Here is a 24,430-nt window from a genome sequence, read left to right on the forward strand (position 1 = left end):
CTACTGACCAGATAGAAGATCAAAAAAGCCGTCGTCAATGTCATAGCCCAACATTTGAGTCATCGCCTTGAGTCGAGAATTGCCCTCAATGCCCTGCTGTTTGAGCCAATTGATCAGCACGAATGTCTTGTGCATCACATAGATTTCCAGTGCTTCCGGATTGTATTGAATGCCATCTTTGGGATGAAACTGATGTGGCACCAGCATGGCAGTGTAGCGAACAAACTCACCCGCCTTCCAGTCCAACAAAAACGGCAACCACGGATAAAGCGCATCCAACCCAATAAACCAGAGACGAATTTCGGGCACTTCGGGTAGCTCTCTAGGATCTCCCGCTTCTAGCGGGTAGTCGATCGCAAACTGCACCGTCTGCTCATGAGCGCTCACCTCAGACAACATCGGCTCGATCGCGTGAATTGCAGGAGAAAGATCGATCGTATTAATCTGATCAGCATTGAGATGAATAACAGGCATAAAAACGTTTTGCAGCCAGACAACTTAACCCATTATCCTACGGGACATCCGTTCTAGACGACTCAAAACTCCTCAACCTCGGACTGTGGGCGAAAAATTGGCAACAACACATTAAACGTCGAACCCTCACTCAGTCTGCTCTTAACCGAAATCGAACCGCCACAGTGCAGCAAGAGTTGTTGAACGATCGTCAGCCCCAACCCCGCTCCCCCCGAATCTTCTTCTACCGCTTGTCTGGCTCGATAAAAGCGATCGAAGATCTTGGGAATCTCACTCGGCGCAATCCCAATGCCCGTATCGCGAAACTCAAGCTGCACATAGTCACCCTGCTGCTTGGCCCGTACCCAAACCTGGCCGCCTCTCGGCGTAAATTTGATGCCGTTGTGCAACAAATTGATCACAATCTGCTTGAGCCACGTATTCAGACAAGAGACAGGCGGCAACTCTTCGGGCACGGTGTAAGCCAGCCGAACGCCCTTTTCTTCTGCCAATGGTTGATAAGTGCTGACCACTCCTGGCACCACATCGCTGAGTCGAAGCGCTTGAATGGTGGTTTGTTCTGCCATTTGATCCAGACTCACCAGATCGAGCAGGCTGGTAATCAGAGAACTTTGGCGATCGCACTCCTTCACCAGCAGATCCATATATCGCTGCTTTTGGGGCGGTTTGAGACTGGGCGAATTGAGGAGCGTCAGAGCAGTTTTCATGTTGGTGAGCGGCGTTCTCAACTCTTGCCCCACATTGTTGAGAAACTCATCCTTCAGTCGAATTGCATTCAAAAGCTCCTCATTTTGCAATTGCAGCAGGTGCGCCATTTCGGCCTGTTTGCGATAAGTGGTCGCCCGCTGCCAGAGGTCTTCTTGACGCTGAATTTGCTTCGTGAATAATTGCCCGACCAGACCCGGATTCAAGCTAGAAGGCTGAGACGTTGCGATTAGCGTTTCCCAGACTGCCGCATCCGAACTGTCTACAAACTGAGTCAGGCGATCGAGAAACTCGCGAATCGTCTGTGGCTCCATCGACAGCAACACAGACAACGACTGCTTTTTCTCCGTCGGTTCTTCTTGCGCCGTGTCAAACAAACCTGCCTCAACGCCCTCCACTCGAATGAATTGAGGTCTTGAGCGATAAGCCACCAGCAGACCACAAAACTGTTTTGACCAGATCAGTAAAAAATAATCTCGCTTAAGCTGACTCTCAGAAAGCGATCGCCACAGCGCCGGATGCTCGTGAGTCACATGGCCCGCATCGTCTGCCATAGGGCTATCCGCAATTTCTTCAGCAGCGTCTTCTTTTTGATTTCTAAATAAGTAAACAGCTTCGGGTGGCGTTGCAGATTCACGATAGCGATCGATTTCAGCTTGCCAGGCTTCCCCACGAGGCATCTTTGCCCAAATTGAAGCCGAAATCTGCTGCTCGACTAGCAAATCAATCAGGCTGCTCACCAATGACTTAAAGGTGACCGGGCTGGTCTGTAGCACAAACGGCGTTTGCTCAGAACTGGCTGCCAATTCGTAAAGGGAAATCTCTGGAGTCACGAAGGAGGTCATAGGGACATTTGGGAGAAGAATCGGTATTGAATCGGTAAAATTGACTACTGTGATTCGGCAGCCATTGATGGCGATCTGACCCCTTATATCTAGCTGCAATCTGCCAAAATTGCTAGTTTCTGAACGTTTTTCCGTAACATCCCTGAGACAAGGGTAAAACTACGTAATAGAAGAAATGAGGTCAGCGATCGAGGCAGTCTCGATTTAAGTAGGGAGGGATTCCTATGTCTAGAGGTTACCCTGATGACCAACGCAAAATTAACATTTTTGGTAAATTCCCTCAGCGCTTTTTCGGGGATCGGCTCATGATGAAGAAAATTTCAGAAAGTCAACCGTTACCCGTTGAGATAAAGCCGCTTGCCTGGTTGACGGATTGCTCACACCGTCCGATCCAAGACGCTTGCGGGTAACTCGAAAAGAGCGCCTCTCTCTTCAGAAGAATGAAGATATCTGCATAAGTCTGCCTATCTATCAATGAGCTTTAATAAAGAGTTACATACTCTAGGCGTAACGGGATAGCAAACCTGTGAAGTTCTTCTCAGCGCTCCCGTTAGACCCAACTTGGACGAAACTCAACCTTCTATAGACGGCTATGGACAGCAGACAGTTTCCTCTAGTCTGACGAAATTGGTGACCCCCATGAACAATCAACCCACACCTGAAGTGAGTGAATTGCTGACCAGCTTAAAGCGGTGGATCTGGATTTTGTGTATTCCTGCTTGGTTGTTTGGCGCGATCGAGCGAGGCGCAACCGCTTTCTCTCATCCCTGGGTGACCCCTCTGGATCTGCTCCAGATTTTGACGGCGGCGTTCTTTCTCACAAGCTGGCTGCTACTAAAGCCCAGACGCTCTGACGAACCGACAGCGTGAGATGACAAATATACCTGTAAGGAGAAACTAATATGACTGGACAAATGTGCTGGCTGGCAGGCTTTGGGTCAGGAAACAAAATCTTACATCTGAGAGAACAGCCCCTCAAGCCCTGGATGCCTTACACCGCTTTTCCGCAATACCGCGTCCCAGATCTACAAGTCCCTGGTGCGTCAAAAGGTTGGACAACTTACCAAAAGCTAAGACAGGCAGGTTGGGCGTTGATTCCGACAGCGGAGGCCTACACAAAAGTTGCGCCATCAGAAGTCCAATTGCTCGTCGGTCAATAAATTCGTCTTTTAAACGTCAAGAACACCGTCAAGAAAACTGTGCTGAGGATGGTCACTCCTGAAATTCTTTCATCTCTCTTCACTCTGACGAAGAACTAGCAGCGCCGATCGCTCTTCGGTGTACTGATTCGCTTTTGCATAGTCGCCCTGAGCATAGTAAGCCACCTTCAGCGTTCCTAAGATCTGTTCTTGGAGGCGAGGGTCTTGAAGCTTGCGAGCGATCGTCAGCCGCTGTTCGTGATAGGTGACGGCTTGAGTGCTTTCACCCAGCGCATCCCAAGAAACGCCCAAACTTCCCAAAGCTTGCTCTTCTGCTCGGAGATCGCCCACTTCTTGTGCCAGACAGAGCCGCTGTTGATTGTAAAAAATTGCGTTTTTGTGATCGCCTGCTGCATAAAAGGCGTTGCCCAAATTTCTGAGAACCTGACCTTCTAGACGACGATCGTCAATCTCTTGGGCCAGTCTCAATCGCTGTTTGTAGTAGTCGATCGCCTGGTCATAATTTCCCAGCGCATAGTGGGCATTTCCCAGATTTTTGAGAATTTGCCCTTCGACGTGCCGATCTGCAAGTTCTTGAGCGATCAGTAATGCTTGCTGCTCACAGTCGATCGCACCTTGATGATCACCAGATGCTTTGTAAGCCAGCCCCAAATTGTTGAGCGCAGCCATCTCTCCGCGTCGATCGTGAATTTCTCGCGCCAGGGTCAGACTTTGCTGCTGATATTCAACCGCCTTGGGGTGGTCTGCCAGGTGACGATAGGCATTGCCCAGCGTACCCAACACTTTGACGCTACTGAGGTAGCTTTTGATTTTTTGAGCCAAGCCCAGACTGCGTTGAGAATAATCGATCGCCTCAGCATAGTCTCCCACGCTATAGCAAGCCATTCCCAAACTGCCCAAAGCCTTCTCAACGCCCTGCTGATCATCAATCTCCAAATAAATCGCTTGGGCCTGCTGGAGTCGCTGAAGCGCGAGTTGAAACTGTCCCGCTTGATGCTGCTCGATGCCCTCTCTGAGCAAGCGATCGGCCTCTGATTTACGAAAGTCTGCTGATTGAATCAGGGTCGCATCGCAAGGCTGAATGTCTGGAGAAATGGTTTCGCGATCGTCTCCCACATTCTCCATTTGACCGTGTGCTTGATTCCGGTCACTCATAATACACGCCTCTAAACTCGCTTTGCTGAATTCTTCCAACAAGACTGAGGGTTCAGCAGATCGAATGTTGCAGGGTTAGAGATGCGTTTTGTCTGCCCCAGCCTGCAATCTCAAATCTGATCAGCCTATTGGTTCCGAGGCTAACTTTTTTTCTGACAAGGCTAATCCGTAAATACGCTCACCTCCCGCATCCGTCTTTATAAAGTTCTCAGTGTCGTCCTCAGAGTTTTTTCTGGGCCAACCATTCCAACACTTGGGCATTCACGACTTCGGGGCGTTCGTCATGGGGACAGTGCCCCGTATCTGGGATGCCGACAAATTGCACATCATGGGTGTCAGTGAGCGATCGATAAATCTCAGCGCCTGCGATCGGTGTCCAGGGATCAGCTTCGCCCCACAGCACCAACAGCGGCACCTTAATTTTAGGAAACAATTCCGTTGGTCGAGGGCCAGCCGGAGCCGAGAGAATCGACGCAAACACTTTTTGGGCACCCGGATCACAAGACGGCTCGTGCAGCAGATCGACTAACTCATCTGTGATTGCATCAGGATCGCGATAAACCTGCTTGAGACTGTTGCGAATTCGAGCTTTTTGACGGACGCGATCGAAGAGCCACGGCCCAAACGCTTGAGAACTCACAACTTTTGAGAAAGTACCCATGATCATCCGCAATGGCAGATTTAACTCTTCAGGTCGATGATTGAGTCCTCCAGCAGGATTGAGCAACACGCCCCCAGCCGAGATTTCGGGATGTTCGGCTAACAGCATCAGACAGAGCAAACCGCCGATCGAGTTACCGACAAACACGGTAGGCTGCTGAATCTTGGCGGCCCAAAAGTCGCGGATCAACTCGACCCAGATCTCCAGGTTATAGTCCAATTCAGGCTTTGAGGAACCGCCAAACCCCAGCAGATCGAGAGCAAACACCTGGTAGCCAGCCTCAGCGAGAACGGGAATATTTTTGCGCCAGTGTCCGATTGAGGCCCCAAATCCATGAATTAATACCAAAGGCTGGCCTGTCCCCATAGATACATAGCGAATCTGATGCCCTTGCCATTCCCAAGTTTGTCGCTCAAAAGTTGCTGGAGTCGGAAGTTGCTCTACTGTCACGGTTCGTTTTGTGAAGTTTTCTTAAGACTTCTCCATCATAATATTTCACGTCTAAATTTTCAGCGTCCAGCGCGTTCTGAGTTAAAGCCACCTACTTTCCTGATTTCTTTGGCTCTGATGGCGACTGGAGCGCCTGGTCAAGAACAACGCGAGCGGTCTCGGCTTGAGAACGGGCTTCTCGGTAGCGCATGTTGGTCTGAGCATAGGTTTTGAGAACCTTGAAGCCTTCTTTGAGGCTGTTGATTTCTTCTTCGCTGACTAGCTCATCCGTAAAGAGAATGTCGATTTGTTCGCGAACTTGCAGCGCTTCAGAGCGTGATTCTTGAGCCTTGAGTTTGAGGGTTGCCAGACTGCTAAGAACCTGAACGGCTTGATTGAGGGCATCTTCATCACTGGAAGCGATCGCGCCTTGATCTTTAATTTCGATAAAGTGCTGCGGCCCAAAGCCATCCGTTAGCTCGGTGGGCAGTTTGCCGTCATCCATTAGTTCCATCAGTTGATCCATTGCCTTCTCGCGAGCTTTGGCAGAATCCTTACCAGAGACCGTGAGAATGACTTCGGGACTTTGAGCAAGCGTGTATTGAACCATAAAAAGTAGGAAGTAAGGAGTATGGATGTTCTTTTTTCATCCTTCTACATCCTATATGCTGAGAAGCGATGCGATTTCCTGATTTCCGGCTTTTTGGTTTTTCAGGCTTGACATCTCTATGAGTATCTGCAATAGTAGAACTTATCCGAATTTTGCGGGTATAGCTCAGTGGTAGAGCGTCACCTTGCCAAGGTGAATGTCGCGCGTTCGAATCGCGTTACCCGCTTTTTAACTAAAGTTTTTTAATCTCAGACTGACGAATTCTCAATGTAAGAGTTGAATGTCTTCGACTAAAGGGCAGCACCCTAAAAGTCTTTAGAGCTTTCGGTAAATTAAGCTCCTTGACGCTGGGTAATACCGCTCTTCAACACGGTCATCGTTCTGAAATCTTCAACTCACAACGTACTTTTTGACAAACTTATTACTGAATTGATCTTTGAATCGATCTATTGATTAATCTATTGACTTCCAGCCTGATTAAAATAGGTGACAGATCTTAAAAATCTTCGGATGAACGACGAATTTAAGCTCAAACCTTAAGCAATTGTTAGAGACTTAGCTCAATTCCTGCAAAAATTCAACTACCTGGCAGAATAGTGTAGTATCGAGCACAAAAACTGCTTGAAGAGTAAGTTTAAGTGTTCTAAAGTCATCAATCTCTTACAGATCAGCTGACAGCTAAGTAAAAACTGTTGCCAGGTCAATCAAGAGAGTTCAAGAGCACGAGTTCGACAAGGAACATGGTAGTGACCAAAGAGCGACCACTTGCAGCATTATTTCGCCAGATTGGGGGCGGTGCCTTTCCACCTGTCGTTGAGACGTTTGAGCGAGGCAAAACGATCTTCTTTCCAGGCGACCCCGCAGAGCGAGTTTATTTTTTAGTCAAAGGTGCCGTCAAGCTTTCGAGAGTCTATGAGGCGGGTGAGGAGATTACGGTTGCCTTACTGCGAGAAAACAGCGTGTTTGGGGTGCTGTCACTGATCACCGGGCAACGCGCCGATCGCTTTTATCATGCGGTTGCGTTCACATCGGTTGAGTTGCTGTCTGTTCAAATTGAGCAGGTTGAAAAAGCACTCAAAGACAACCCCGAACTCTGTCTGCTGATGCTGCGAGGGCTATCGTCTCGAATTCTACAAACCGAAATGATGATCGAAACGCTGGCGCATCGAGATATGGGGTCGCGTCTGGTGAGTTTCTTGCTGATTCTCTGTCGCGATTTTGGCCTGCCCAGTCAAGAAGGGATCACGATCGACCTCAAGCTGTCTCATCAAGCCATTGCAGAAGCGATCGGCTCAACGCGGGTGACCGTGACTCGTCTGCTGGGAGACTTGCGACAGGACAAAATGATCTCTATTCACAAAAAGAAGATCACTGTCCACAATCCAGTCACCTTGAGTCAGCAGTTTACCTGATCGCTAGCCAGTCGGCGAAGCCTGAAGGCGTACAAATTTCAGGCTTCACACCTCGCCTATTACCAATCGTCTTCTCTAAATAGAAACTGACCTTCTGAATTGAGGTAGGGTGACTTCCAGCGGGTCAATTCTTTATCAGGGCAGATGTCTAGTCCTTCTCCCACGCCGTAGGGGTGCATTCCGCAGACTAGCACGTTGCCGTTGTAGGCTTGCCCATGATAGTGACGACAGCCGACACAGATGGGGTGTTGGTTGAGCAGCGGTTCTACAGTTTGCATCATCGGTTGGGCAGCTTCTCCGACCATGCCTTCAAACCCAAAATAGGCTTCTAAGACGGGGTTGACTAGCTCATTAATGTATTGGTCAATCTCATCTGTAAAGGTATTTTGTGCCTGTGCCGAAAGCTCGTCAGAAAGCTCTACAAACACGTTGACCACTTCTGTCACTTCTCTCGACACTTCAACAAAGAAGCCTTCGATGTGATCCGCGATCGTTTCTAACAGTTCAGAAAAATCTTTTTGCCACTCTTCCATAGGGTTCTCACCGGGGTTGCGTTCCAAAAGGGATGGATGATTGAGCGTTGATTCCCTTGTGTGAGGCTGCGCTAGATGGCTAAAGATTCCTACCATCAAAGGGTTCTATCCAAGGGAATAGCTTCGCTATCATAGCGCAAACTTTTATGGTTCAATCTGGTCAAAAAGAAGGCGATCGCTTTCTGATTTTGCGATTCTCACTAGCCCAAACGCATTGAGAAGATTCAGTGATTTCAGAAGATTTGCAAAAGACTATAAATCAAAAAGTTTCTTCATATATTCACAACAATTATGCGACAGAAATGCTGCTATCGCTAGAGGCATTGAGTTAGCTCTCTTGATTAGACTGAGCCTGATTCTAATTTGGGAGACGCTCGTTGTGAACAATTCGATCGTGATGATTTTACTCTTGGGGCTGCTGCTGATGATGCTGATTGCTCCTTTTTCAGCGCTGTCTCTGGTGATGCTGGTAGTGTTGGTTTCAGCGATCGGCTGGACAGGTTGGCAGCTAATCCGGACGTTGGTCAAAGGAGACGCTTAACTCAAAACAAAAAGCAGGGATCAATGGGTTTTCTGTGGCTTTAAAGTATGAATAGGTCGAGAGTCTCGATCGCCTGATGCTTTTGTTAGATAACATCTGCAAAATTTTCTTGCAATTAGGGGACGGCTCAAGATTTAAAATGCTTTTTCTACCTACCCGCTATTTTGAGCTAAACCCATGAAGTCTTACCTGGCTGCTGCAATTCAAATGAATAGTCTGCCCGATTTACACAAGAATCTGGCGCAGGCAGAAGAACTAATCGATCTCGCGGTGCGTCGAGGAGCGGAACTGGTTGGGTTGCCAGAAAACTTTTCTTTTTTGGGAGACGAGCAGGCAAAACTAGCCCAGTCTGAGGAAATTGCTCAAGAGAGCGAAAAGTTTCTCAAAACAATGGCGCAGCGTTTTCAAGTCACGATTTTGGGCGGCGGTTACCCTGTCCCGGTTGGCAACGGTAAAGTCTACAACACCGCCTTGCTGGTCGCCCCCAATGGTCAGGAAATTGCTCGCTATGAAAAAGTACATCTTTTTGATGTCAATTTGCCCGACGGCAACACGTACCGCGAATCGTCGATGGTCGTTGCTGGCTTGAGAATGCCGCCCGTCTACCCGACCAAAGAACTAGGCAACCTGGGGCTGTCAGTCTGCTATGACGTGCGGTTTCCAGAAATATATCGTCAACTATCACAGATGGGAGCAGAGGTGTTGTTTGTCCCCGCAGCGTTTACGGCACACACGGGCAAAGATCATTGGCAGGTTTTGCTACAGGCGAGAGCGATCGAGAATACCTGTTATGTGATTGCCCCCGCTCAAACCGGACGACACAATACGCTGCGTCAATCCCACGGTCACGCCATGATTGTTGACCCCTGGGGCGTGATTTTGGCAGATGCAGGCGACACACCAGGAGTAGCGATCGCGGCGATCGAACCCGCCCGTCTCGAACAAGTCCGCCGCCAAATGCCCTCTCTCCAACACCGAGTCTTTGTCTAAAGCAGTAAGGACTTTTGGGCGTTGCTGAACAAAGGGATGAATCAAGTGAGTACGGGTATTGACCAATACTTTAGGTAATGGAGGAGCAATCGCAGCGAATGCTTTAGCATTTCGACCGACTTGGAGTAACACAAGGTCTTGCGATGCAATCGAGCTAAGTAGTGACGTAATCGGGTATTCTCGCCTTCGACTCTCGTCATATACGTCTTGCTCACAAGGTGGTCGCCTTCCTCAATAAAACCGGGATAAACCTTCCAGCCATCGGTGACATAGAAGTAGCAATGCCAGCAACAGACAATCTGCCACAAGGGTTTGAACGTCTCTGCGCTGTGATCTCCCACCACCCAAGCGAGAATGCCCGCCCGGAAATGGTTCACGGCTGTCCAGATCCAAATTTTGTTTTTTTTGACCCGACAAAGGTTTCTAGTTCGTCGAGTTCTCCCACCTCTGGAATCTCCGACTCCTGTGGGGCATCCGGCAGTTGCTGTCCGAGTTGCTTGACCCAATAAATCACCGTTGTGTGATGCACGCCAGTACAGCGCTCAATCGCGCGAAATCCCATGCCGTTGACGTAACGCATCAAGCAGTCCTGCTTGGTTTCCTCGCTGTAGCCTTTGGGTGGGTCATAGCCTTCAATAAATTGGCGACCGCAGGCGCGACAGATATGATTTTGCTTGCCTCGTCGTTTCCCGTTCTGGCGAACCTCAGTAGACCCACAGTATCGACACTGCATAGTACAATACCCTCATTCATCCCTCCATTATGCAACGCCGGACTTTTGAATGAGTTCTGAATGGGTTTTGACTTGTCTCACTCAGTCCTCAGTCCTCAGTCCTCAGTCCTCAGTCCTCAGTCCTCAGTCCTCACTCCTCACTCCACAATGTAAAGAAGCTTGTACCATTGGAAGGGACGATTTTGAGTGAACCATGATCGATCCCTTCGCCTGGATAACGGCTTCTATTTACGATTCTGTTTTTGTCATCCCTCCGATTTTGGCGACTGCCGCCGAGACTGAAAATCCTTCTCTCGTGCTGGCAGGCGTGCTGTTGAGTTTGGTCGCTGTCTATCTAGCCAGCAAACTTGGGGGAGAAATTTGCGCCCGCATTGATCTGCCTCCGGTGTTGGGAGAGTTGGTCGGAGGAGTCGCGATCGGGGTTTCTGCCCTCCATCTTTTAGTGTTTTCAACCGGAGGAAGCGACGCGAGTGGATCTCTGATCATGCAAATGCTTCAGATGTCGGCTCACGTCAGTCCTGCTGAGTTAAATGCTACCTTTGCTGCCCAGAGTGAAGTAATTTCGGTGTTGGCAGAGATTGGCGTTGTGATTTTGCTGTTTGAGATTGGGCTAGAGTCAGATCTCAAAGAATTGCTGAGAGTGGGCCCACAGGCGGCGATCGTGGCCTGCGTTGGGGTGGCGCTGCCGTTTGCGATGGGGACAGCGGGATTGATGACGATTTTTGCGGTTCCAGCAGTTCCAGCGATTTTTGCGGGGGCGGCTCTGACGGCGACCAGCATTGGCATTACAGCGAGAGTCTTGTCCGAGCTTCAGCGGCTCAGTTCTAAAGAAGGTCAAATCATTGTTGGGGCGGCTGTCTTAGACGATGTGCTAGGGATCATTGTGCTGGCGGTGGTTGCAGGATTAGCTAAAACAGGCGAAGTGCAGGTAGGCAACATTGTCTATCTGATTATCAGTGCAGCAGTCTTTTTGGTCGGGAGTCTCTGGCTGGGACTGTTGCTCAATCCGTTTTTGATCTCGCTGGTCAACGGATTGAGGACTCGTGGACAGTTGCTGATTGTCTCCCTGGTTTTTGCGTTTTTGCTGTCTTACATTGCAGTCGTGATTCAGCTTGAGGCGATTTTGGGCGCATTTGCGGCGGGGCTAATCTTAGCCGATACCGAGAAGCGTAAAGAACTGAGAGAACAGATCGAGCCGATCGCCGATATGTTGGTGCCAATCTTCTTTGTTGTCGTCGGTGCCCGCACGGATGTGAGCGTCTTGAATCCGTTTGTCGCCAGCAATCGGGAAGGCTTGATCATGGCGACCTTTCTCATCATCGTGGCGATCGCAGGCAAGGTCGTGACGGGCTTTACGCTGTGGGGTCAGCCAGACTTAAACAAACTGGCGATCGGCGTGGGGATGATTCCGCGAGGCGAAGTGGGGCTAGTGTTTGCGGCGATTGGGGCGACTAGCGGCGTGTTGTCGGAGTCATTGCAGGCGGCGATCGTGGTCATGGTGATTTTCACCACATTTATTGCACCTCCCCTGCTGCGCGTCGTGTTTTCTAAAGAAGCGTCTTCAGAAGGCTTGACGGGCGAAGTTTCGGCGGTTGAAGGGCTGATCGAAGACGCGGTGGGTGATCGTCCACAGTCCTGATATGTGAAACTAGTCGGCGATCGCTTGCGTAAAGATACGGACAGGCGATCGCCGAAAAAATATATTCCAAAGAAGGCAACTATATTAGAATGCTGTAGCCTAAATCTAAGTTTACAAACGAGATAGATAGGCGGTCATACTAACTGGCAGGCGTTTAAAAATTTCATGCTGAAGGGTTACTCTGCTCAAAATTCTATAAATACTTTCCGAAACTTGAGAACGGAGATCTGCGTCTGCCAAATTCAAGGGTGCAAAAGATTCTACTGAATAAAGCAGAATTTTCCAGAAAAGAGGGGACGATCGGAGAAGACTAAATAGGCAACGACGGCAAAATAGAAGTCAAAAAGATTGGGCTTTAGATCTGATTGGATGTTTACTATCGAACTTCTTTGCGAAATGATCCAAAACCTCAAGCGGTTGGTCTAAAGTCCAGTGTCTAATGTTTAATAGTCTGCGTCTGATGGTGATTCAATTTAACGGCGGGGTTAAGGTTTTTTCTGACCCGGCCCTTTCTTGTCTGCTTGAAAATGTGCTTAATCATAGGAACTGTGGTGATTTTCTAACCCGATCGCGATGCGCGGCAAACAAGGAGCGATGACTTTGAAACGCAACGTATTTGAACAGGAAATAGAAAATAGGAACCTAAAAAAAGGAAGGCTAAATTTCTACTTTTTTTTCTACCTTTTGCCTTTTGTTCTATTTCTATTTCCTTCGGCTGCTGAGGCCGCAAGGTTACAGTTTTGGCGGTTTGATTCGAGTCAAAATCGCTTAGAGTTTACAACTGATAATGGGGTGCAGCCCAGGGCCCAACTGATTGCAAATCCGACTCGATTGGTGATTGATTTACCAGGGGTTATACTGGGTCGCCCCGCCGTCACAGAATCTTACAGTGGGGCGATCAAGTCGGTGCGGGTGGGTCAGTTTGATCGCGGCACGACGCGGATTGTCGTTGAGATGGCATCGGGCTATACGATCGACCCCAGCCAGGTCAAATTTCGCGGGGCCACACCTCAACAGTGGAGCGTCCAGTTACCCACGCCGCAAGTAGACAGGACTGCCAGCGCGCCTGACAATTCTGTGACGGTTCCTACTCAGTCGCCTATTTCTTCTAGTCCCGGTGTTAGCACCCGATCGTTTATTCAAAACGTGCAGCCGACCCCGGATGGGTTTTTTATCCGCATGACGGGGGGCACTCCACAAGTGCGATCGATCAGAAGCAGCGATCGGCGACAGATGTTTATTGATCTATACGGGTCAGCCCTTTCGCCGAATCTGACTTCTCGCAACTTTATCAGCGATCGCAATGGGGCAAGTCGGCTTCAGGTGTCTCAGCTTCAGGCTTCTGTGGTGCGTTTGACGCTGACCGTTTCGCCCAATAGCGCTGATTGGCAGGCGACTCCCAGCGGGACAAATGGCTTAGTGTTGTTGCCCCAGTTGGGGACGGCCTCCACGCCTCAACCGAGCAATCCGCCAAACAATCCGCCACCCATCGCTCAAAATCAGGGCGGCGTGGCTACCATTCAAGCGGTCGAATTGGATGAGGGCAGTCGCCAACTTTTGATTCGGGCTGATCGTCCCATCACCTATACCGCTGGATGGGATCGGGCTTCTAGTTCTTATCGCATCACCGTTCCGTCGGCTCAGTTGGATCGATCGGTGCGCGGGCCGAGCCTTTCTGCCAACAGTCCGTTATTACAGGTGCGGCTGAGACAAGAAGATGCTCGTACGGTGGCGATTTTGCTGTCTCCAGCGGCCGGGGTACAAATTGGCGATATCAATCAACCGAGTCGGCAACTGCTTGCCCTACAACTACGGCGATCGGGGCTATTTGCGGTTTCACCTCCGAGCAGTTCACCGGGTTCTACGATTCCTGTGCCGCCTGCGACCAATCCGATTCCAACGGTGCCACGAGTGCCCAACGGACGGCGGGTTGTGGTGATCGATCCAGGCCATGGCGGCCCTGATCCGGGAGCCGTCGGAATTGGAGGCTTGCAGGAAAAAGAAATCGTTACGGACATCAGCAGACAAGTCGCCGCGATTTTAGAACAGCAGGGCGTGCAGGCAGTTTTGACGCGATCGAACGACATTGATCTTGATCTAGAACCTCGCGTCGCCCTAGCCGAAAGAGTTAACGCCACTCTATTTGTCAGCATTCACGCCAACGCGATCAGCATGAGCCGCCCTGACATCAACGGACTCGAAACCTACTACTTTGATAGCGGGTTGGGGCTGGCCCAATCGATTCACAGTAGCGTGTTGCAGGGTACAGGTGTCCGAGATCGCGGCGTTCGCAAGGCTCGATTTTATGTGTTGAGAAAAACCTCGATGCCGTCGGTGCTGGTTGAAGTCGGATTTGTGACAGGACGCGACGATGCTGCTAAATTATCGACAGCAAGTTATCGCAGACAGATGGCAGAAGCGATCGCTCGCGGTATCCTACAGTACATGCGTTAATTTGCTTGGCGATAGATTAAGGAGTGTGTGTGTGAGGAGTCAAAATTCAACAATGGGACAGTCCGGTCATTCAAACAAAGATTCAAATTCAAGCAGACCAGCTAATTTTAATTTAGACCCAAAACCTTCTAGTAACGCCCCCATTGGCATCTTTGATAGCGGTGTCGGGGGCTTAACTGTATTGAGAGAGCTTTACCGTCAGTTGCCTCTTGAGTCGGTGCTTTATTTTGGCGATACGGCGCGGTTGCCCTACGGGACAAAATCTCCCAGTCAAATCGTGCAGTATGTGCGGGAGATTCTCACCTGGATGACGCACAAAGGCGTAAAAATAGTGATCGTGGCTTGCAATACCAGTTCTGCGTTGGCGATCGAGCAAGTGCGCTCTGAGTTTCCAGATTTACCGATCGTTTGTTTGATTTTGCCGGGGGCAAGAGCGGCGGTTCAAGTTGGGAAGCGAATTGGGGTGATTGCAACGCCTGCGACGGCAGCCAGTAATGCTTATCGTCAAGCAATTTTAGAAGTCGATCCGACCGCAGAAGTTTGGCAAGTGGGCTGTCCCGAATTTGTGCCCTTGATCGAACAAAATCGGATTGACGAACCCTACACCTATCACATTGCTCAAACCTATCTAGCGCCATTACTCGAACAGCAAATCGATACGCTGATTTATGGCTGCACCCACTATCCGCATTTGGCTCCCGTGTTGAAGGCTATTTTGCCGCGATCGATTCAGTTAATTGATCCGGCGGTTCACGTCATCGCTGCGGCAGCCCAAGAATTAGATTTATTAGGACTGAAACACACTCGCCCTGCGATGCCCACTCAGTTTTGCGTCAGCGGTTCGCCCAAGCCTTTTGTGGAAATTTCTCGTCAGTGGTTGGGCTGTACGCCGATCGTTGAGCAGATCAGTTTGCCAGAAGTGACTCGTCAGACGATGGTCAAGTCTGAGGTTTAACGTGAATTCGATGAGAGTTTTTTGCTTCGTTGTTCACGGCTTCTGCCTCTCAAACTGCCAATTCTAGGGGACTTTAAGAAAAGAATTCTGGTTCAAAGTCCCCGGCTCGTAGGGGATTTAGGGGATGCCTGGATTAACGTGAATTCGATAGAGTTTTTTCGCTTCGGTATTTAACGCTTCTGCCCCCCAACCCCCCAAATCTGGGGGACTTTCGGACAAGATTTCTTGCTCAAAGTCCCCCAAACTTGGGGGATTTAGGGGGCGGCCTGGAGTGATCGCCACAGCGAGGGATTTCATCGAATTCACGTTAGATTAACAACCGCAGTGAAAGATTTCATCGAACTCACATGAGGATGAGGGAGAACTTCGATGATCTGTTCCCATTTGGGGGTAATCCGCTTCGCGAGGAGGGATGAGATGTGTATCAAATTCCCTTTACTTTTTTTCACACCTCACTCCTTACACCTCACATCTCACTTCTTCAAAAGCGCTTTGAAGGCTCGATGCTCCTCGGTGGCTCCTACGACTAAAAATCGATCGCTGGCTTCTAAAATCGTTTCGCCTAATGGGTAGCGGTTGAGTTGATTGTGACGCTCGATCGCCATGATCGTGACTCCGGTGAGGCGGCGGATGTTGGCTTTGGCTAAACTAAGTCCGACTAAGGGCGAGTCTGTTGGTAGCGTGTACCAGTGCTTTTCTAAACCTTCGATCGCTGCGTCAAAATCACCGCCGCCCCAATACTCGGCTCGTTCTGGCAAAATGTCACGATAGCGGCCGGAGCGATAGCGGTTGACAACTTGCTGGACAGCATAGGCAGAATTTCCTAACTTCAACAGCATGTGTGCACCTAATTCGAGGGCGGCTTCAAATTCGGGTTGCACGACTTCTTGAGCGCCGAGTTGATAGAGAACATCAAATTCATCGTTGACATGGGCACGAACCGTAATATCGAGGTCTGGTGCAAGGCTGAGGGCCCGCTGCAAGGTTAAGCGAGTCGCCATTGGGTCAGGAAGCGCGATCGCCATCGATTTTGCACGAGATAAATTGGCTTTTTCTAACACTAACGGACTGGATGCATCTCCAAATAAATAAGGAATGCCCTGCTCCCGCAGGGTTTGTAGAGAAGCTTCGTTGTTGTCTAAGACTAGAATTTTGTGTCCTTGAAAGTAGAGCATCCGCACGAGCGTTTGGCCGACTCTGCCGTATCCCGCTACGACAACGTGATCGCTGAGGTCTTCCTCAAGTCCGACGATGTGCGCGGGCTTACCCGATCGGATCTTCGCCCCAATGCCTGGAATTCGTTCTAATGCAAGCAGCAAGGCGGGTGTTGTCTTGAGCAAAAAGGGCGTGATGAGTAGCGTGACTGCGGTTGTGCCAACGGTGAGTCCGTAGAGCCTTGATGAAAAAAGCCCTTGACTTTGAGCCACGCCCGCCAACACAAAAGAGAATTCTCCAATTTGATTAATCCCAAGCCCCACTGTCAAGGCAGTCTTGAGCGGATAGCGAAATAGCGCCACGATCGCTGTCACAACCACCGCTTTGCCGACCATTGCGATCGCCACCAGTCCAATCACAATCCAAACATTAGCGATGAGAAAGCCTGGATCAATCAGCAGCCCGATCGACGCAAAGAAAACAGTCGCAAACACATCCCGCATTGGCAAAACGCGATCGAGGGCATGGTCAGCATAATCGACGTTAGAAATCATTAATCCTGCGACAAATGCACCCATCTCGATACTCAACCCAATCCTGGAAGTGAGGAGGGCAATTCCCAGGCAGATCACTAAGATTCCTAACAGAAATAACTCCTGCGATCGCGTCTGAACCAGCAGTTTGATCAAAAATGGAATCACCCAAATCCCAGCCAGAACTGCGCCGCCCATAAATAGCAAGGCTTTGACGATCGCACTGAGAACAGCAAGTCCGATCGCGTTTCCTGGTTGAGTTAAGGCAGGCAAAACGGCGAGCATGAGTCCCAGCCCAAGGTCTTGTACGACCAGGATGGCCAGCATGATCTGCCCGTGAGCCGTCTGCACCTCATTGCGCTCAATCAAACTTTTAAGAACAACGGCAGTCGAAGAGAGTGACAGCACCGCACCCAGAAACACCGCTTTGGGCATCGTATCAACCCAACCCGTGAGATAGGCAACGCCTCCCCCGATCGCCATCGTCAGCAAGATTTGTAGGGTTCCTCCACCGAGAGCGATTGCTCGAACTCGCAGAAGTTCCTTTAAGGAAAACTCCACTCCTAACGCAAAGAGCAGCAGGGCGACTCCAACCGTCGAAAGTACCTGAATATCACTTTCTGTTGTGATCAATTTCAACCCTGTCGGGCCAACCAACATGCCGCTGAGTAGATAGCCCAACAACACAGGCTGTCCCAAGCGACTAGCAATATATCCTCCAGTTGTGGCGGCTCCAAGTACTGTCACCAGGTCAGTAACGAGCGTTAACTCTCCAGCCATTGAGACTCCTTTACGATCGCTGCCGATCTGAATGGGACTTTGGACTCTAAACTTCAGACAGGGAAGCATTTTAAGTCTAAGGTCTAAAGCTTAAAGTCTCTGCCACGTAGGCAGCCGAAGTCTGTCAAACAGGATTAATGTGACGTGAATTTACTGGATCTCATTAACGTGAATTCGATGAGAGTTTTTCCGCTTCGTTGTTCACGGCTCCTGCTCCCCAAGCTGCCAATTTTGGGGGACTTTAAGAGAGGAATTCTGGTTCAAAGTCCCTCACTCGTGGGGGATTTAGGGGGCGTTCCTGGATCTAAAAGCGAAGCGAAGCGTTCATCGAACTGAATCTCATTGAGGTAATCTATCCAAAATTTTCCACAAGAAGAAAGCTTTTGCACCAGAAACCTAGTCTGATCTCTCAGAATTGGCAGCTTGGAGGGCAGAAGTGCTGAACAATGCAGCGAGAAACTTTATCGAATTAAAGTGAGATTAACCCTTCTGCTTGGCTTTCTCTCTCGCTAGTTTTCTGGCTTTTAGGGCTTCCAGGTTTTGTTTGATGACGATGACAGAAGCTCGATCGCCGCGCTCCAAATACAATTCGCTCGCCTTGACTAAGTTGATCGTGGCATCATCATCTCGTCGCAAATTTGCCCAGGTCAGACCTCGATTGTGAAAGGCTTCGGCAAACCTTGGGTTAAGTTGGATGGCTTGACTGAAGGAGTCGATCGCTGCCTGATATCGTCCCGACTGATAGTTCAAACAGCCTTGCTGAAATGCTTTTGAGGCTTCTGTCTCAGGTGACAAGTCGATCGCGATCGGTTCCGAAAACAGCACTTGACGACTGCCTGACCCGACATACGCCCAGACCATCGAGCCAATGCCAAAACCAGCCACGATCGCCACAACGCCCAACACAGCCAATAAGTTTACGGTTTCCATAACGTGCCAAAAAAGAATCGGGCCAAACGCAGACCTTTCGTTAGTCTACATTCAGCCCGTCATCGGTTTTCTGGTCTATGTGTTAGACCATTAGGTTAAACCATTTTGAGATCAGGATATTCGGTGAGCAGATCGTCGCGAGTCAGGACATCGCCTTCGGCTTGGGGGGCCCATAGCACTTCGAGAGCCATTAGTCGATCGCTCGACACACTCCCTAACTGACTCAATGCCTTTCGCAGATCTTCAGAACTGTTGATTTTGGGAAGTTCTAATTTGCCCTGAGTCGCAACCAGCAGCGTTACCACAATGTATTCACCGGGGTCTTGTTCTGCCAGTGCGCCTTTCTCTGCCACCGTCAACGCGCTACTTTGCTTAAGCTGATTGTTGACGTTAGACAGGGTTTCGGCTGTAAATTTGCTGCGTTCAGACAGTGCCAGCCGATTGAACTGATTTTCGGCCGCTTCTAACCGAAGTTGTTGAGACTCTTCGCCGCCGTAGGCCCAGTATTCAGGGTGACGCAACAGCGAAAGTGTGGTTTCTTGTAAAACTTGAGCCAACCCTTCAGAAGAATCGGTGTTTGCTTTTTGGGCAATGCGATCGAGATCTGTTTGTAAATTTCGAGCTTCTGACAGCAGACCGACCTGGACACGAGCGATCGACACCGCAGGATTGGTGTAGTTCAACTCATCAGCATCTTCACGATTTTGTCGGAAGCTACGGACGAGGAAGCTGGCGATCGCAAAGAAGATCAGCAGCGAAAACAGCCCGCCACCGCCACCACCCAAGAAGGGCAAATAGACGAAGGGCAGCCCAAATCCACCGCCACCGGGATAATACCCGCCACCATAACCACCTCCGACTGGAGGGGCATAAGTCCGGCTAGGAGGCGCATAAGTTCGGCTGGGTGCCCGGAATGAGCCACCCCCGATTCGTCCACCGCTTCTAGCAGCCAGAGCGCCATCGGCATGACCTAGCGCGATCGTAAGAATGAGGGCGATCGCAATCAGGGGTTTCAATAGTTTTTTAATCAACGGAGAGACTTTTTGGTTCATAGCTCTGTACCTATCAAGCTTGTTTCAACGCAGACAGGCTGGTTGAGCGGTTCGCAGATTTCTGAGCGTTCTGTTAAGAGTTCTAAAGCCTGCTTACTTTTCTACTTTATCGCCTTCCTCTGGGGTTGGAAATGCCTGGAAGGGGGAGTTAACCGTATAGATAAGGAGGGATGAGCGAGAACTTCGATGATCTGTTCCCCCTTTAAGGGTAATCTGCTGCGCGAGGAGGGATGAAAAAGTTTTTAGGTTTGGGCGTTGAATGTCGGGGAAGCAAGGAGTTTGAAAGGTTGTAAACTCGACAAAGCAGAAAATCTCAATTAAGAAAAGCTTCTACCGACACCATCCCTCATCCCTCCTTCTACCCTCCCCCAACGATCGTCACGACTTCTAGCCGATCGCCCTCTGCTATCTCAGTTTCTGTCCAAAATTGGCGATGGAGAATTTCACCGTTGTATTCAATGGCGATCAGACGGGGGTTGAGTCCGAGTTGTTCGAGTAGGCTGGGAAGCGGAGTGTGAGGAGGACAGGTGTGAAGCTCCCCGTTGACTTGAAGCGTGATAGACATGGACGGCTAACAATGTTTCTGTAGTTTCTACTGTCCATTGTCCCAAGGATCTTCGCTGGTTTGTCCGTTGCGGGCGATCGGTTTGCGATTTTTCTGATTTAGCTGTGCCAAGAAGTATTGGGTGGCGAGCGTTGGCTGCTCGGCTTGCATCACGGCCCGAACGACAGAAGCTCGTTGTGCCCCGGCTGAGAGAACGTCGTGAATATTGGTACTGTCGATACCGCCGATCGCAAACCACGGCACCGGAGAATGATTAGCAGCGTAGCGCACATACTCTAAGCCAGCGGCGGCCTTTCCTGCTTTGGTCGGCGTTTCGTATACTGGCCCGACCCCAATGTAGTCGGCTCCTTCTGCAATGGCGCGGTGCAATTCATCAGGATTGGTCGTCGATCGTCCGATAATTTTCTGCGGCCCCAACAGTTGACGCGCTAACTCAGTAGGAATGTCTTGCTGTCCGAGGTGAACGCCATCAGCATTGACAGCCAGGGCAATATCAGGACGATCGTTGACGATAAACAGCGCCCCATAGTCATGACAGATTTGACACAGCTTCTGAGCAGTGGTCAGTCGTATCTCATCATCCGCTTGCTTATCGCGATATTGAACGAGGGTCAGCCCACCTTGTAGGGCCGCCTCCACGATCGCAAACAAATTGTCAGAAGGAGCCGTCACCAGATACAACAGGGATTGCCGTAGGCGTTGATGCTTTTGGTAAGACATCAGGCTGCTTTCGATTGTATAGACGTGATAGCGCACTTGTTTAACCGCCGTCGCCATCTCGCTGCTGTAGACCTTGCCATACTCTTCTAAGACCCGCAGGGCTTCTTCGACGCGACAGAAGTTTACCTGTAGGACATCTTCGATGCTGTTTCGGGACGCTTCTTGGGGGTGGGTGAGGTCAGTACCGGGGTCGTCGGGGGTGTTGCGGGCGGCGCGAAGTTCGGAGGTGTGCCACTGAGCTAACGTTTGCCGCAAATGCTTACACTGCTCGGTCAGGCGCGAATGATTTAACCCAAATCGACACCATTCTTCGATGACTCGCAGGCCTTCACGGGCGCGATCGAGGTTAGCATCAAGAATCCGATAAAGTGCAGGTTGTGCAAACTGGCTGCGGCTGTCTGTATTGCCCATTGGAACAAACCCATTAATTTTCAATCGTATCAGTCAGAGGAGAGCGGGGAGATTTTTTTTGAGTGGCCTTGTCCAGTTGTGACCTCATGCTTGACTCAACTTCCAATTCTATTTGTGAAATTTTGTAACGTTTGTCACGTTCAACAAATCTATAGACAAAATTGAAGGATTGTTTTTCAAGCTTGTGAAGAATGAGGGAGTAGTCGGCGTGGAGTTGAGTTTGAGGCTTTGCTGACTGAAATCTAACCTATCTCACAATCGTCGTCACCTTTACTTTTCAACTGTCATCCTGAAGCCGTGTCTAGGAGAAAAATTGTGAGTCCGATTCCCACTCGTCGCGCTGGCCGTTGCAGCACTGTTTGCCTGACCCAAGATTTTGTCCCTGAGTGGGGAATGTTGACCCTGTCTGCATTGTGCGTTTCGGGACTGGTGCTTGCTGGGGCGCAGGGAGCGATCTCTTCGAGTTACCCGCAAGGGGTCGCTTCGAGTTACCCGCAAGGGGTCGCTCAAGTTCCTAACGTTGTCACGGTTGCTCAAAGCCCCTCAAATTCTCAGCAAACCAGCGTTTTGTTTGTCAATCCTGCCTCTGGCAATGATAGGGGTAGCGGTAGCGAACAGGCACCCCTTAAAACAATTACTCAAGCGCTGCGAGTTGTGCAACCGGGCACCATTATTATGCTGGCTCCGGGAACCTATAGCGCCAAAACCGGGGAAACCTTTCCGCTTTATCTCAAACCGGGCACCACGATTAAAGGAGAGCCACGCGATCGCGGTCAAAGCATCATCATTCAGGGAGGCGGATTTTTTCTCAGTCGCACCTTTGCTCGACAGAATGTGGCGATCGTTGGCGCAAATCAAGCCGGGCTGACCGGAGTGACGGTAACCAACGCCAACCCTCAAGGCTATGGGCTATGGGTCGAATCGACGAGTCCTGTGATTTCTGACAACACGTTTACGGGCAGCGGTCATGATGGGGCTTCTGTCGTCGGCAGCAGCGCTCCTATTTTACGCAACAATTATTTCTATCAAAATGGGGCAAACGGCATCACGATCTACGGATCGTCGCGTCCAGAGCTTCAGGAAAATATTTTTGAGAAAACAGGCTTTGGCATCAATATCGCCCAAAATGCGGCTCCCCGACTCACCGGAAATCGCGTCACACAAAACAAAGACGGCATTGTGATCCAGGGCAAGGCCAGACCGATTTTGCGGGGCAATGTGGTAGACAGCAACAGTCGAGACGGCATCGTTGCGATCGCTCAGTCTCGTCCCAATCTCGGCACCTCGGCTGACCCCGGCAACAACACTTTTATCAGCAACGGTCAGTTTGATATCAACGCCAAAACCAGTAGTGAAACGATCGCTGCCTTTGGCAATCAACTCTCCTCCAAAGCCAACGGCAAACTCGATTTTTCAGGAACGGTCAATGTGGCAGATATCCCCGTTGCGCCGACAAATGTTGCGTCTACGGTTCCGTTTGGGCAAGAAGTGGCGCGTCCGTCATCCAAAGTCAGCGCGCCTCCGCCTGTTGCTCCGATCGCTGCGATTCCGGTGCCCGCTCCGGTGAATGTACCGCGTTTAGTCAGTCCGCCAGAGGCTCCCAAAGCGCCCATTTTTTCGCGTCCTGCGGCCACAAGTTTAAGGCGGCTTCCTGTTCCCAAGGCGACGACTCCCCAGATTCAAGTTGCGCCTCCGACTCCCCAAGCGGTTCCTCAGATTCAAATTGCGCCGCCTGTGACGGCTCCAGCGCCCCTTTTACGGCGACCTGCGTTGTTTAGCCGTCCAACAGCGACGAGCGGCGCGATCGAGATCCCCGTTCCTGCCCCCGAATCAAGTGCCGCGCCTGCAAATGTGAACCCTGCTGTGAATCCGCCGTCTACCCTGGCGGTCGCTCCGGGTCAAAGCATTCTCCCGGTGCCGAGTGCAGATGCGCCCCTGGGCAATGTGGGCAACATGTCGTCTGTTCCGATTTGGCGCAACTCTGGACAGCGATCGCAGGGCAGTTCTTTGAGTGCAGCCGCAAATTTACGCTTTCGAGTCGTTGTAGAAGCTGATAGCGACAGCCAGCAGTCTCAGGTCAAAGCGATCGTTCCCGATGCCTTCCCCGTTTCTCTGAGAGGTCGGACGTTAATGCAGGCGGGAGCTTTTGGCGATCGCTCCAAAGCCGACGAGCTTCTACAATCCTTGTTAAATCAGGGTCTCAAAGCAACGATCGAGCAACTGTAACCGACCCAAACAATTCTTCTCCTCACTCCTCACTCCTCACTTCTTCCACCTCACTCCTCACCCATTTGCCTTTAAAATAAAAGTGATTAGAATCACGGCTAAAACAGGATCTTATTCATGAATATTGTGGAGTTTTTTGCCCAGAGTGCAGGTAAATGGTCTTCGTTGAGAACCAGCCACCATCTGGCTTTTAAGCAACAAGAAGGCGGTAAGTCAGAACTTCAAATCGAACTGCTCGATAAGACCGATCCGGCAGTGATTCAACTCTGTGCGCTCTACGAGGTCGATCCTGAAACAGCGCTGTGTGGGGCCCGCGTCACCTGGGACGGCACGATGGAGTGGGACGAAGAAAAGCATGAGGGTTCGACGGTGTTGGTGCCGATCGCAGACCCCGAAAAGCCCAATGAAGGCAGTCTACTTCGAGAAATGGGCTACGCCGAAAAAGCACCTGTTGCGGGACGCTATGAGATGGGCAGCAATGACGAACTCGTTTTGATCACAGAGTACGAAACCATGTACTCCAAAGAGCGGCTCTGGTTTGAGAGTCCCAATGTGCGGTTGCGTCACAGCATTCTCAAACGATTTGGCGGCTTTAGCATGGCTTCTTTCTGCTCCGAAGTCCGCATGGGTGGCGCAAAACCTCAAGAAAGTGAGACCGACACCGCGGCCAGTTCTTCTTGAGAATTGGGGGGATCAGTCGATCGTAAAGTGATGTCGTGCTGGGGATCGTTGAGTCTTGATTGTTTGAATTCTCCTCGCTCA

Annotated in this window: 23 protein-coding genes and 1 tRNA gene; 11 read left to right on the forward strand and 13 right to left on the reverse strand. The window is 50.4% G+C overall.

All coding sequences use genetic code 11. The features are described 5' to 3' along the window. On the reverse strand, window positions 1-474 hold the full coding sequence (locus tag ACKFKH_RS17425) for a CRR6 family NdhI maturation factor (protein ID WP_446859591.1): 474 nt from the start codon (window positions 472-474) through the stop codon (window positions 1-3). 62 nt (window positions 475-536) lie between these two features. Next, window positions 537-2,024: an ATP-binding protein gene (locus tag ACKFKH_RS17430; protein WP_446859592.1), complete on the reverse strand. Its 1,488-nt coding sequence runs from the start codon at window positions 2,022-2,024 to the stop codon at window positions 537-539. A gap of 639 nt (window positions 2,025-2,663) precedes the next feature. Between ACKFKH_RS17430 and ACKFKH_RS17435 the strand changes: the two genes are divergently transcribed. Both ACKFKH_RS17435 and ACKFKH_RS17440 read left to right on the forward strand, forming a co-directional pair. Then, on the forward strand, window positions 2,664-2,894 hold the full coding sequence (locus tag ACKFKH_RS17435) for a hypothetical protein (RefSeq protein WP_446859593.1): 231 nt from the start codon (window positions 2,664-2,666) through the stop codon (window positions 2,892-2,894). 32 nt (window positions 2,895-2,926) lie between these two features. After that, a complete protein-coding gene (locus ACKFKH_RS17440; RefSeq protein WP_446859594.1) occupies window positions 2,927-3,184 on the forward strand; it encodes a hypothetical protein in 258 nt (85 codons plus the stop codon). Between the two features lie 69 nt (window positions 3,185-3,253). On the opposite strand, the gene ACKFKH_RS17445 is transcribed toward ACKFKH_RS17440, so the two are convergent. The 3 genes from ACKFKH_RS17445 to ACKFKH_RS17455 all read right to left on the reverse strand — a co-directional run bounded on the left by ACKFKH_RS17445 (window position 3,254) and on the right by ACKFKH_RS17455 (window position 6,039). Then, window positions 3,254-4,339, reverse strand: a complete 1,086-nt coding sequence (locus tag ACKFKH_RS17445) for a tetratricopeptide repeat protein (RefSeq protein WP_446859595.1) — start codon at window positions 4,337-4,339, stop codon at window positions 3,254-3,256. 220 nt (window positions 4,340-4,559) lie between these two features. After that, complete coding sequence (locus tag ACKFKH_RS17450; protein WP_446859596.1) at window positions 4,560-5,450, reverse strand: alpha/beta fold hydrolase; 891 nt, start codon at window positions 5,448-5,450, stop codon at window positions 4,560-4,562. A 91-nt stretch (window positions 5,451-5,541) separates the two neighbouring features. Continuing rightward, on the reverse strand, window positions 5,542-6,039 hold the full coding sequence (locus tag ACKFKH_RS17455; protein ID WP_446859597.1) for a hypothetical protein: 498 nt from the start codon (window positions 6,037-6,039) through the stop codon (window positions 5,542-5,544). 154 nt (window positions 6,040-6,193) lie between these two features. Between ACKFKH_RS17455 and ACKFKH_RS17460 the strand changes: the two genes are divergently transcribed. Beyond that, a tRNA-Gly gene (locus ACKFKH_RS17460) sits at window positions 6,194-6,265 on the forward strand. A gap of 514 nt (window positions 6,266-6,779) precedes the next feature. After that, a complete protein-coding gene (ntcA, locus tag ACKFKH_RS17465; protein WP_446859598.1) occupies window positions 6,780-7,451 on the forward strand; it encodes a global nitrogen regulator NtcA in 672 nt (223 codons plus the stop codon). A 59-nt stretch (window positions 7,452-7,510) separates the two neighbouring features. Here the strand turns inward: ntcA and ACKFKH_RS17470 are convergent, their stop codons facing one another. After that, entirely contained in the window at window positions 7,511-7,984 is a 474-nt protein-coding gene (locus ACKFKH_RS17470) for a hypothetical protein (protein ID WP_446859599.1), read from the reverse strand. 379 nt (window positions 7,985-8,363) lie between these two features. On the opposite strand from ACKFKH_RS17470, the gene ACKFKH_RS17475 reads away from it, so the two are divergent. Next, window positions 8,364-8,525, forward strand: coding sequence for a hypothetical protein (locus ACKFKH_RS17475; protein WP_446859600.1), 162 nt, complete (start codon window positions 8,364-8,366; stop codon window positions 8,523-8,525). A 177-nt stretch (window positions 8,526-8,702) separates the two neighbouring features. Next, window positions 8,703-9,515: a carbon-nitrogen hydrolase family protein gene (locus ACKFKH_RS17480; protein ID WP_446859601.1), complete on the forward strand. Its 813-nt coding sequence runs from the start codon at window positions 8,703-8,705 to the stop codon at window positions 9,513-9,515. A 41-nt stretch (window positions 9,516-9,556) separates the two neighbouring features. On the opposite strand, the gene ACKFKH_RS17485 is transcribed toward ACKFKH_RS17480, so the two are convergent. Further along, a protein-coding gene (locus ACKFKH_RS17485) for an IS1 family transposase (RefSeq protein WP_446857380.1) occupies window positions 9,557-10,248 on the reverse strand; the annotation gives its coding sequence in 2 pieces (ribosomal slippage) (window positions 9,557-9,924 and window positions 9,924-10,248; 693 coding nt in all). 193 nt (window positions 10,249-10,441) lie between these two features. Between ACKFKH_RS17485 and ACKFKH_RS17490 the strand changes: the two genes are divergently transcribed. The 3 genes from ACKFKH_RS17490 (at window position 10,442) to murI (ending at window position 15,296) form a co-directional block, all read left to right on the forward strand. After that, a complete protein-coding gene (locus ACKFKH_RS17490) occupies window positions 10,442-11,887 on the forward strand; it encodes a cation:proton antiporter (protein WP_446859602.1) in 1,446 nt (481 codons plus the stop codon). 684 nt (window positions 11,888-12,571) lie between these two features. After that, the gene (locus ACKFKH_RS17495) at window positions 12,572-14,341 is read left to right on the forward strand and encodes an N-acetylmuramoyl-L-alanine amidase (RefSeq protein WP_446859603.1); all 1,770 of its coding nucleotides are present in this window, start codon (window positions 12,572-12,574) and stop codon (window positions 14,339-14,341) included. A gap of 31 nt (window positions 14,342-14,372) precedes the next feature. Then, entirely contained in the window at window positions 14,373-15,296 is a 924-nt protein-coding gene (gene murI, locus ACKFKH_RS17500) for a glutamate racemase (RefSeq protein WP_446859604.1), read from the forward strand. Window positions 15,297-15,413: 117 nt separating this feature from the next. Here murI and ACKFKH_RS17505 read toward each other — a convergent pair whose 3' ends face one another. The 6 genes from ACKFKH_RS17505 to ACKFKH_RS17530 form a co-directional block, all read right to left on the reverse strand. Then, on the reverse strand, window positions 15,414-15,593 hold the full coding sequence (locus tag ACKFKH_RS17505) for a hypothetical protein (protein ID WP_446859605.1): 180 nt from the start codon (window positions 15,591-15,593) through the stop codon (window positions 15,414-15,416). A 176-nt stretch (window positions 15,594-15,769) separates the two neighbouring features. Further along, window positions 15,770-17,833: a cation:proton antiporter domain-containing protein gene (locus ACKFKH_RS17510; RefSeq protein ID WP_446859606.1), complete on the reverse strand. Its 2,064-nt coding sequence runs from the start codon at window positions 17,831-17,833 to the stop codon at window positions 15,770-15,772. A 411-nt stretch (window positions 17,834-18,244) separates the two neighbouring features. Beyond that, on the reverse strand, window positions 18,245-18,694 hold the full coding sequence (locus ACKFKH_RS17515; protein WP_446859607.1) for a tetratricopeptide repeat protein: 450 nt from the start codon (window positions 18,692-18,694) through the stop codon (window positions 18,245-18,247). A gap of 95 nt (window positions 18,695-18,789) precedes the next feature. Next, entirely contained in the window at window positions 18,790-19,746 is a 957-nt protein-coding gene (locus ACKFKH_RS17520) for a DUF1517 domain-containing protein (RefSeq protein ID WP_446859608.1), read from the reverse strand. Window positions 19,747-20,104: 358 nt separating this feature from the next. Continuing rightward, entirely contained in the window at window positions 20,105-20,311 is a 207-nt protein-coding gene (thiS, locus tag ACKFKH_RS17525; RefSeq protein ID WP_446859609.1) for a sulfur carrier protein ThiS, read from the reverse strand. A 27-nt stretch (window positions 20,312-20,338) separates the two neighbouring features. Beyond that, a complete protein-coding gene (locus ACKFKH_RS17530) occupies window positions 20,339-21,442 on the reverse strand; it encodes a thiamine phosphate synthase (RefSeq protein WP_446859610.1) in 1,104 nt (367 codons plus the stop codon). A gap of 315 nt (window positions 21,443-21,757) precedes the next feature. Here ACKFKH_RS17530 and ACKFKH_RS17535 point away from each other — a divergent pair, with 315 nt between their 5' ends. Together ACKFKH_RS17535 and ACKFKH_RS17540 are read left to right on the forward strand one after the other, a co-directional pair. Beyond that, window positions 21,758-23,668 carry a DUF1565 domain-containing protein gene (locus tag ACKFKH_RS17535; RefSeq protein WP_446859611.1) on the forward strand — a complete coding sequence of 637 codons (1,911 nt, stop codon included), beginning with the start codon at window positions 21,758-21,760 and terminating at the stop codon, window positions 23,666-23,668. Window positions 23,669-23,785: 117 nt separating this feature from the next. Further along, window positions 23,786-24,349 (forward strand): phycobiliprotein lyase, encoded by a 564-nt coding sequence (locus ACKFKH_RS17540; protein ID WP_446859612.1) that lies wholly within the window; start codon window positions 23,786-23,788, stop codon window positions 24,347-24,349. Window positions 24,350-24,430 lie beyond the last annotated feature (81 nt).

Source organism: Phormidesmis sp. 146-20 (assembly GCF_052939475.1).

Coding starts and splice junctions, on each gene's coding strand:
- ACKFKH_RS17480 (WP_446859601.1), top strand. CDS start 8,703: ATGAAGTCTTACCTGGCTGCTGCAATTCAAATGAATAGTCTGCCCGAT.
- ACKFKH_RS17455 (WP_446859597.1), bottom strand. CDS start 6,039: ATGGTTCAATACACGCTTGCTCAAAGTCCCGAAGTCATTCTCACGGTC.
- ACKFKH_RS17515 (WP_446859607.1), bottom strand. CDS start 18,694: ATGGAAACCGTAAACTTATTGGCTGTGTTGGGCGTTGTGGCGATCGTG.
- ACKFKH_RS17440 (WP_446859594.1), top strand. CDS start 2,927: ATGACTGGACAAATGTGCTGGCTGGCAGGCTTTGGGTCAGGAAACAAA.
- ACKFKH_RS17530 (WP_446859610.1), bottom strand. CDS start 21,442: ATGGGCAATACAGACAGCCGCAGCCAGTTTGCACAACCTGCACTTTAT.
- ACKFKH_RS17470 (WP_446859599.1), bottom strand. CDS start 7,984: ATGGAAGAGTGGCAAAAAGATTTTTCTGAACTGTTAGAAACGATCGCG.
- ACKFKH_RS17445 (WP_446859595.1), bottom strand. CDS start 4,339: ATGAGTGACCGGAATCAAGCACACGGTCAAATGGAGAATGTGGGAGAC.
- ACKFKH_RS17490 (WP_446859602.1), top strand. CDS start 10,442: ATGATCGATCCCTTCGCCTGGATAACGGCTTCTATTTACGATTCTGTT.
- ntcA (WP_446859598.1), top strand. CDS start 6,780: ATGGTAGTGACCAAAGAGCGACCACTTGCAGCATTATTTCGCCAGATT.
- thiS (WP_446859609.1), bottom strand. CDS start 20,311: ATGTCTATCACGCTTCAAGTCAACGGGGAGCTTCACACCTGTCCTCCT.
- ACKFKH_RS17435 (WP_446859593.1), top strand. CDS start 2,664: ATGAACAATCAACCCACACCTGAAGTGAGTGAATTGCTGACCAGCTTA.
- ACKFKH_RS17510 (WP_446859606.1), bottom strand. CDS start 17,833: ATGCTTCCCTGTCTGAAGTTTAGAGTCCAAAGTCCCATTCAGATCGGC.
- ACKFKH_RS17520 (WP_446859608.1), bottom strand. CDS start 19,746: ATGAACCAAAAAGTCTCTCCGTTGATTAAAAAACTATTGAAACCCCTG.
- ACKFKH_RS17425 (WP_446859591.1), bottom strand. CDS start 474: ATGCCTGTTATTCATCTCAATGCTGATCAGATTAATACGATCGATCTT.
- ACKFKH_RS17505 (WP_446859605.1), bottom strand. CDS start 15,593: ATGAAATCCCTCGCTGTGGCGATCACTCCAGGCCGCCCCCTAAATCCC.
- ACKFKH_RS17540 (WP_446859612.1), top strand. CDS start 23,786: ATGAATATTGTGGAGTTTTTTGCCCAGAGTGCAGGTAAATGGTCTTCG.
- ACKFKH_RS17430 (WP_446859592.1), bottom strand. CDS start 2,024: ATGACCTCCTTCGTGACTCCAGAGATTTCCCTTTACGAATTGGCAGCC.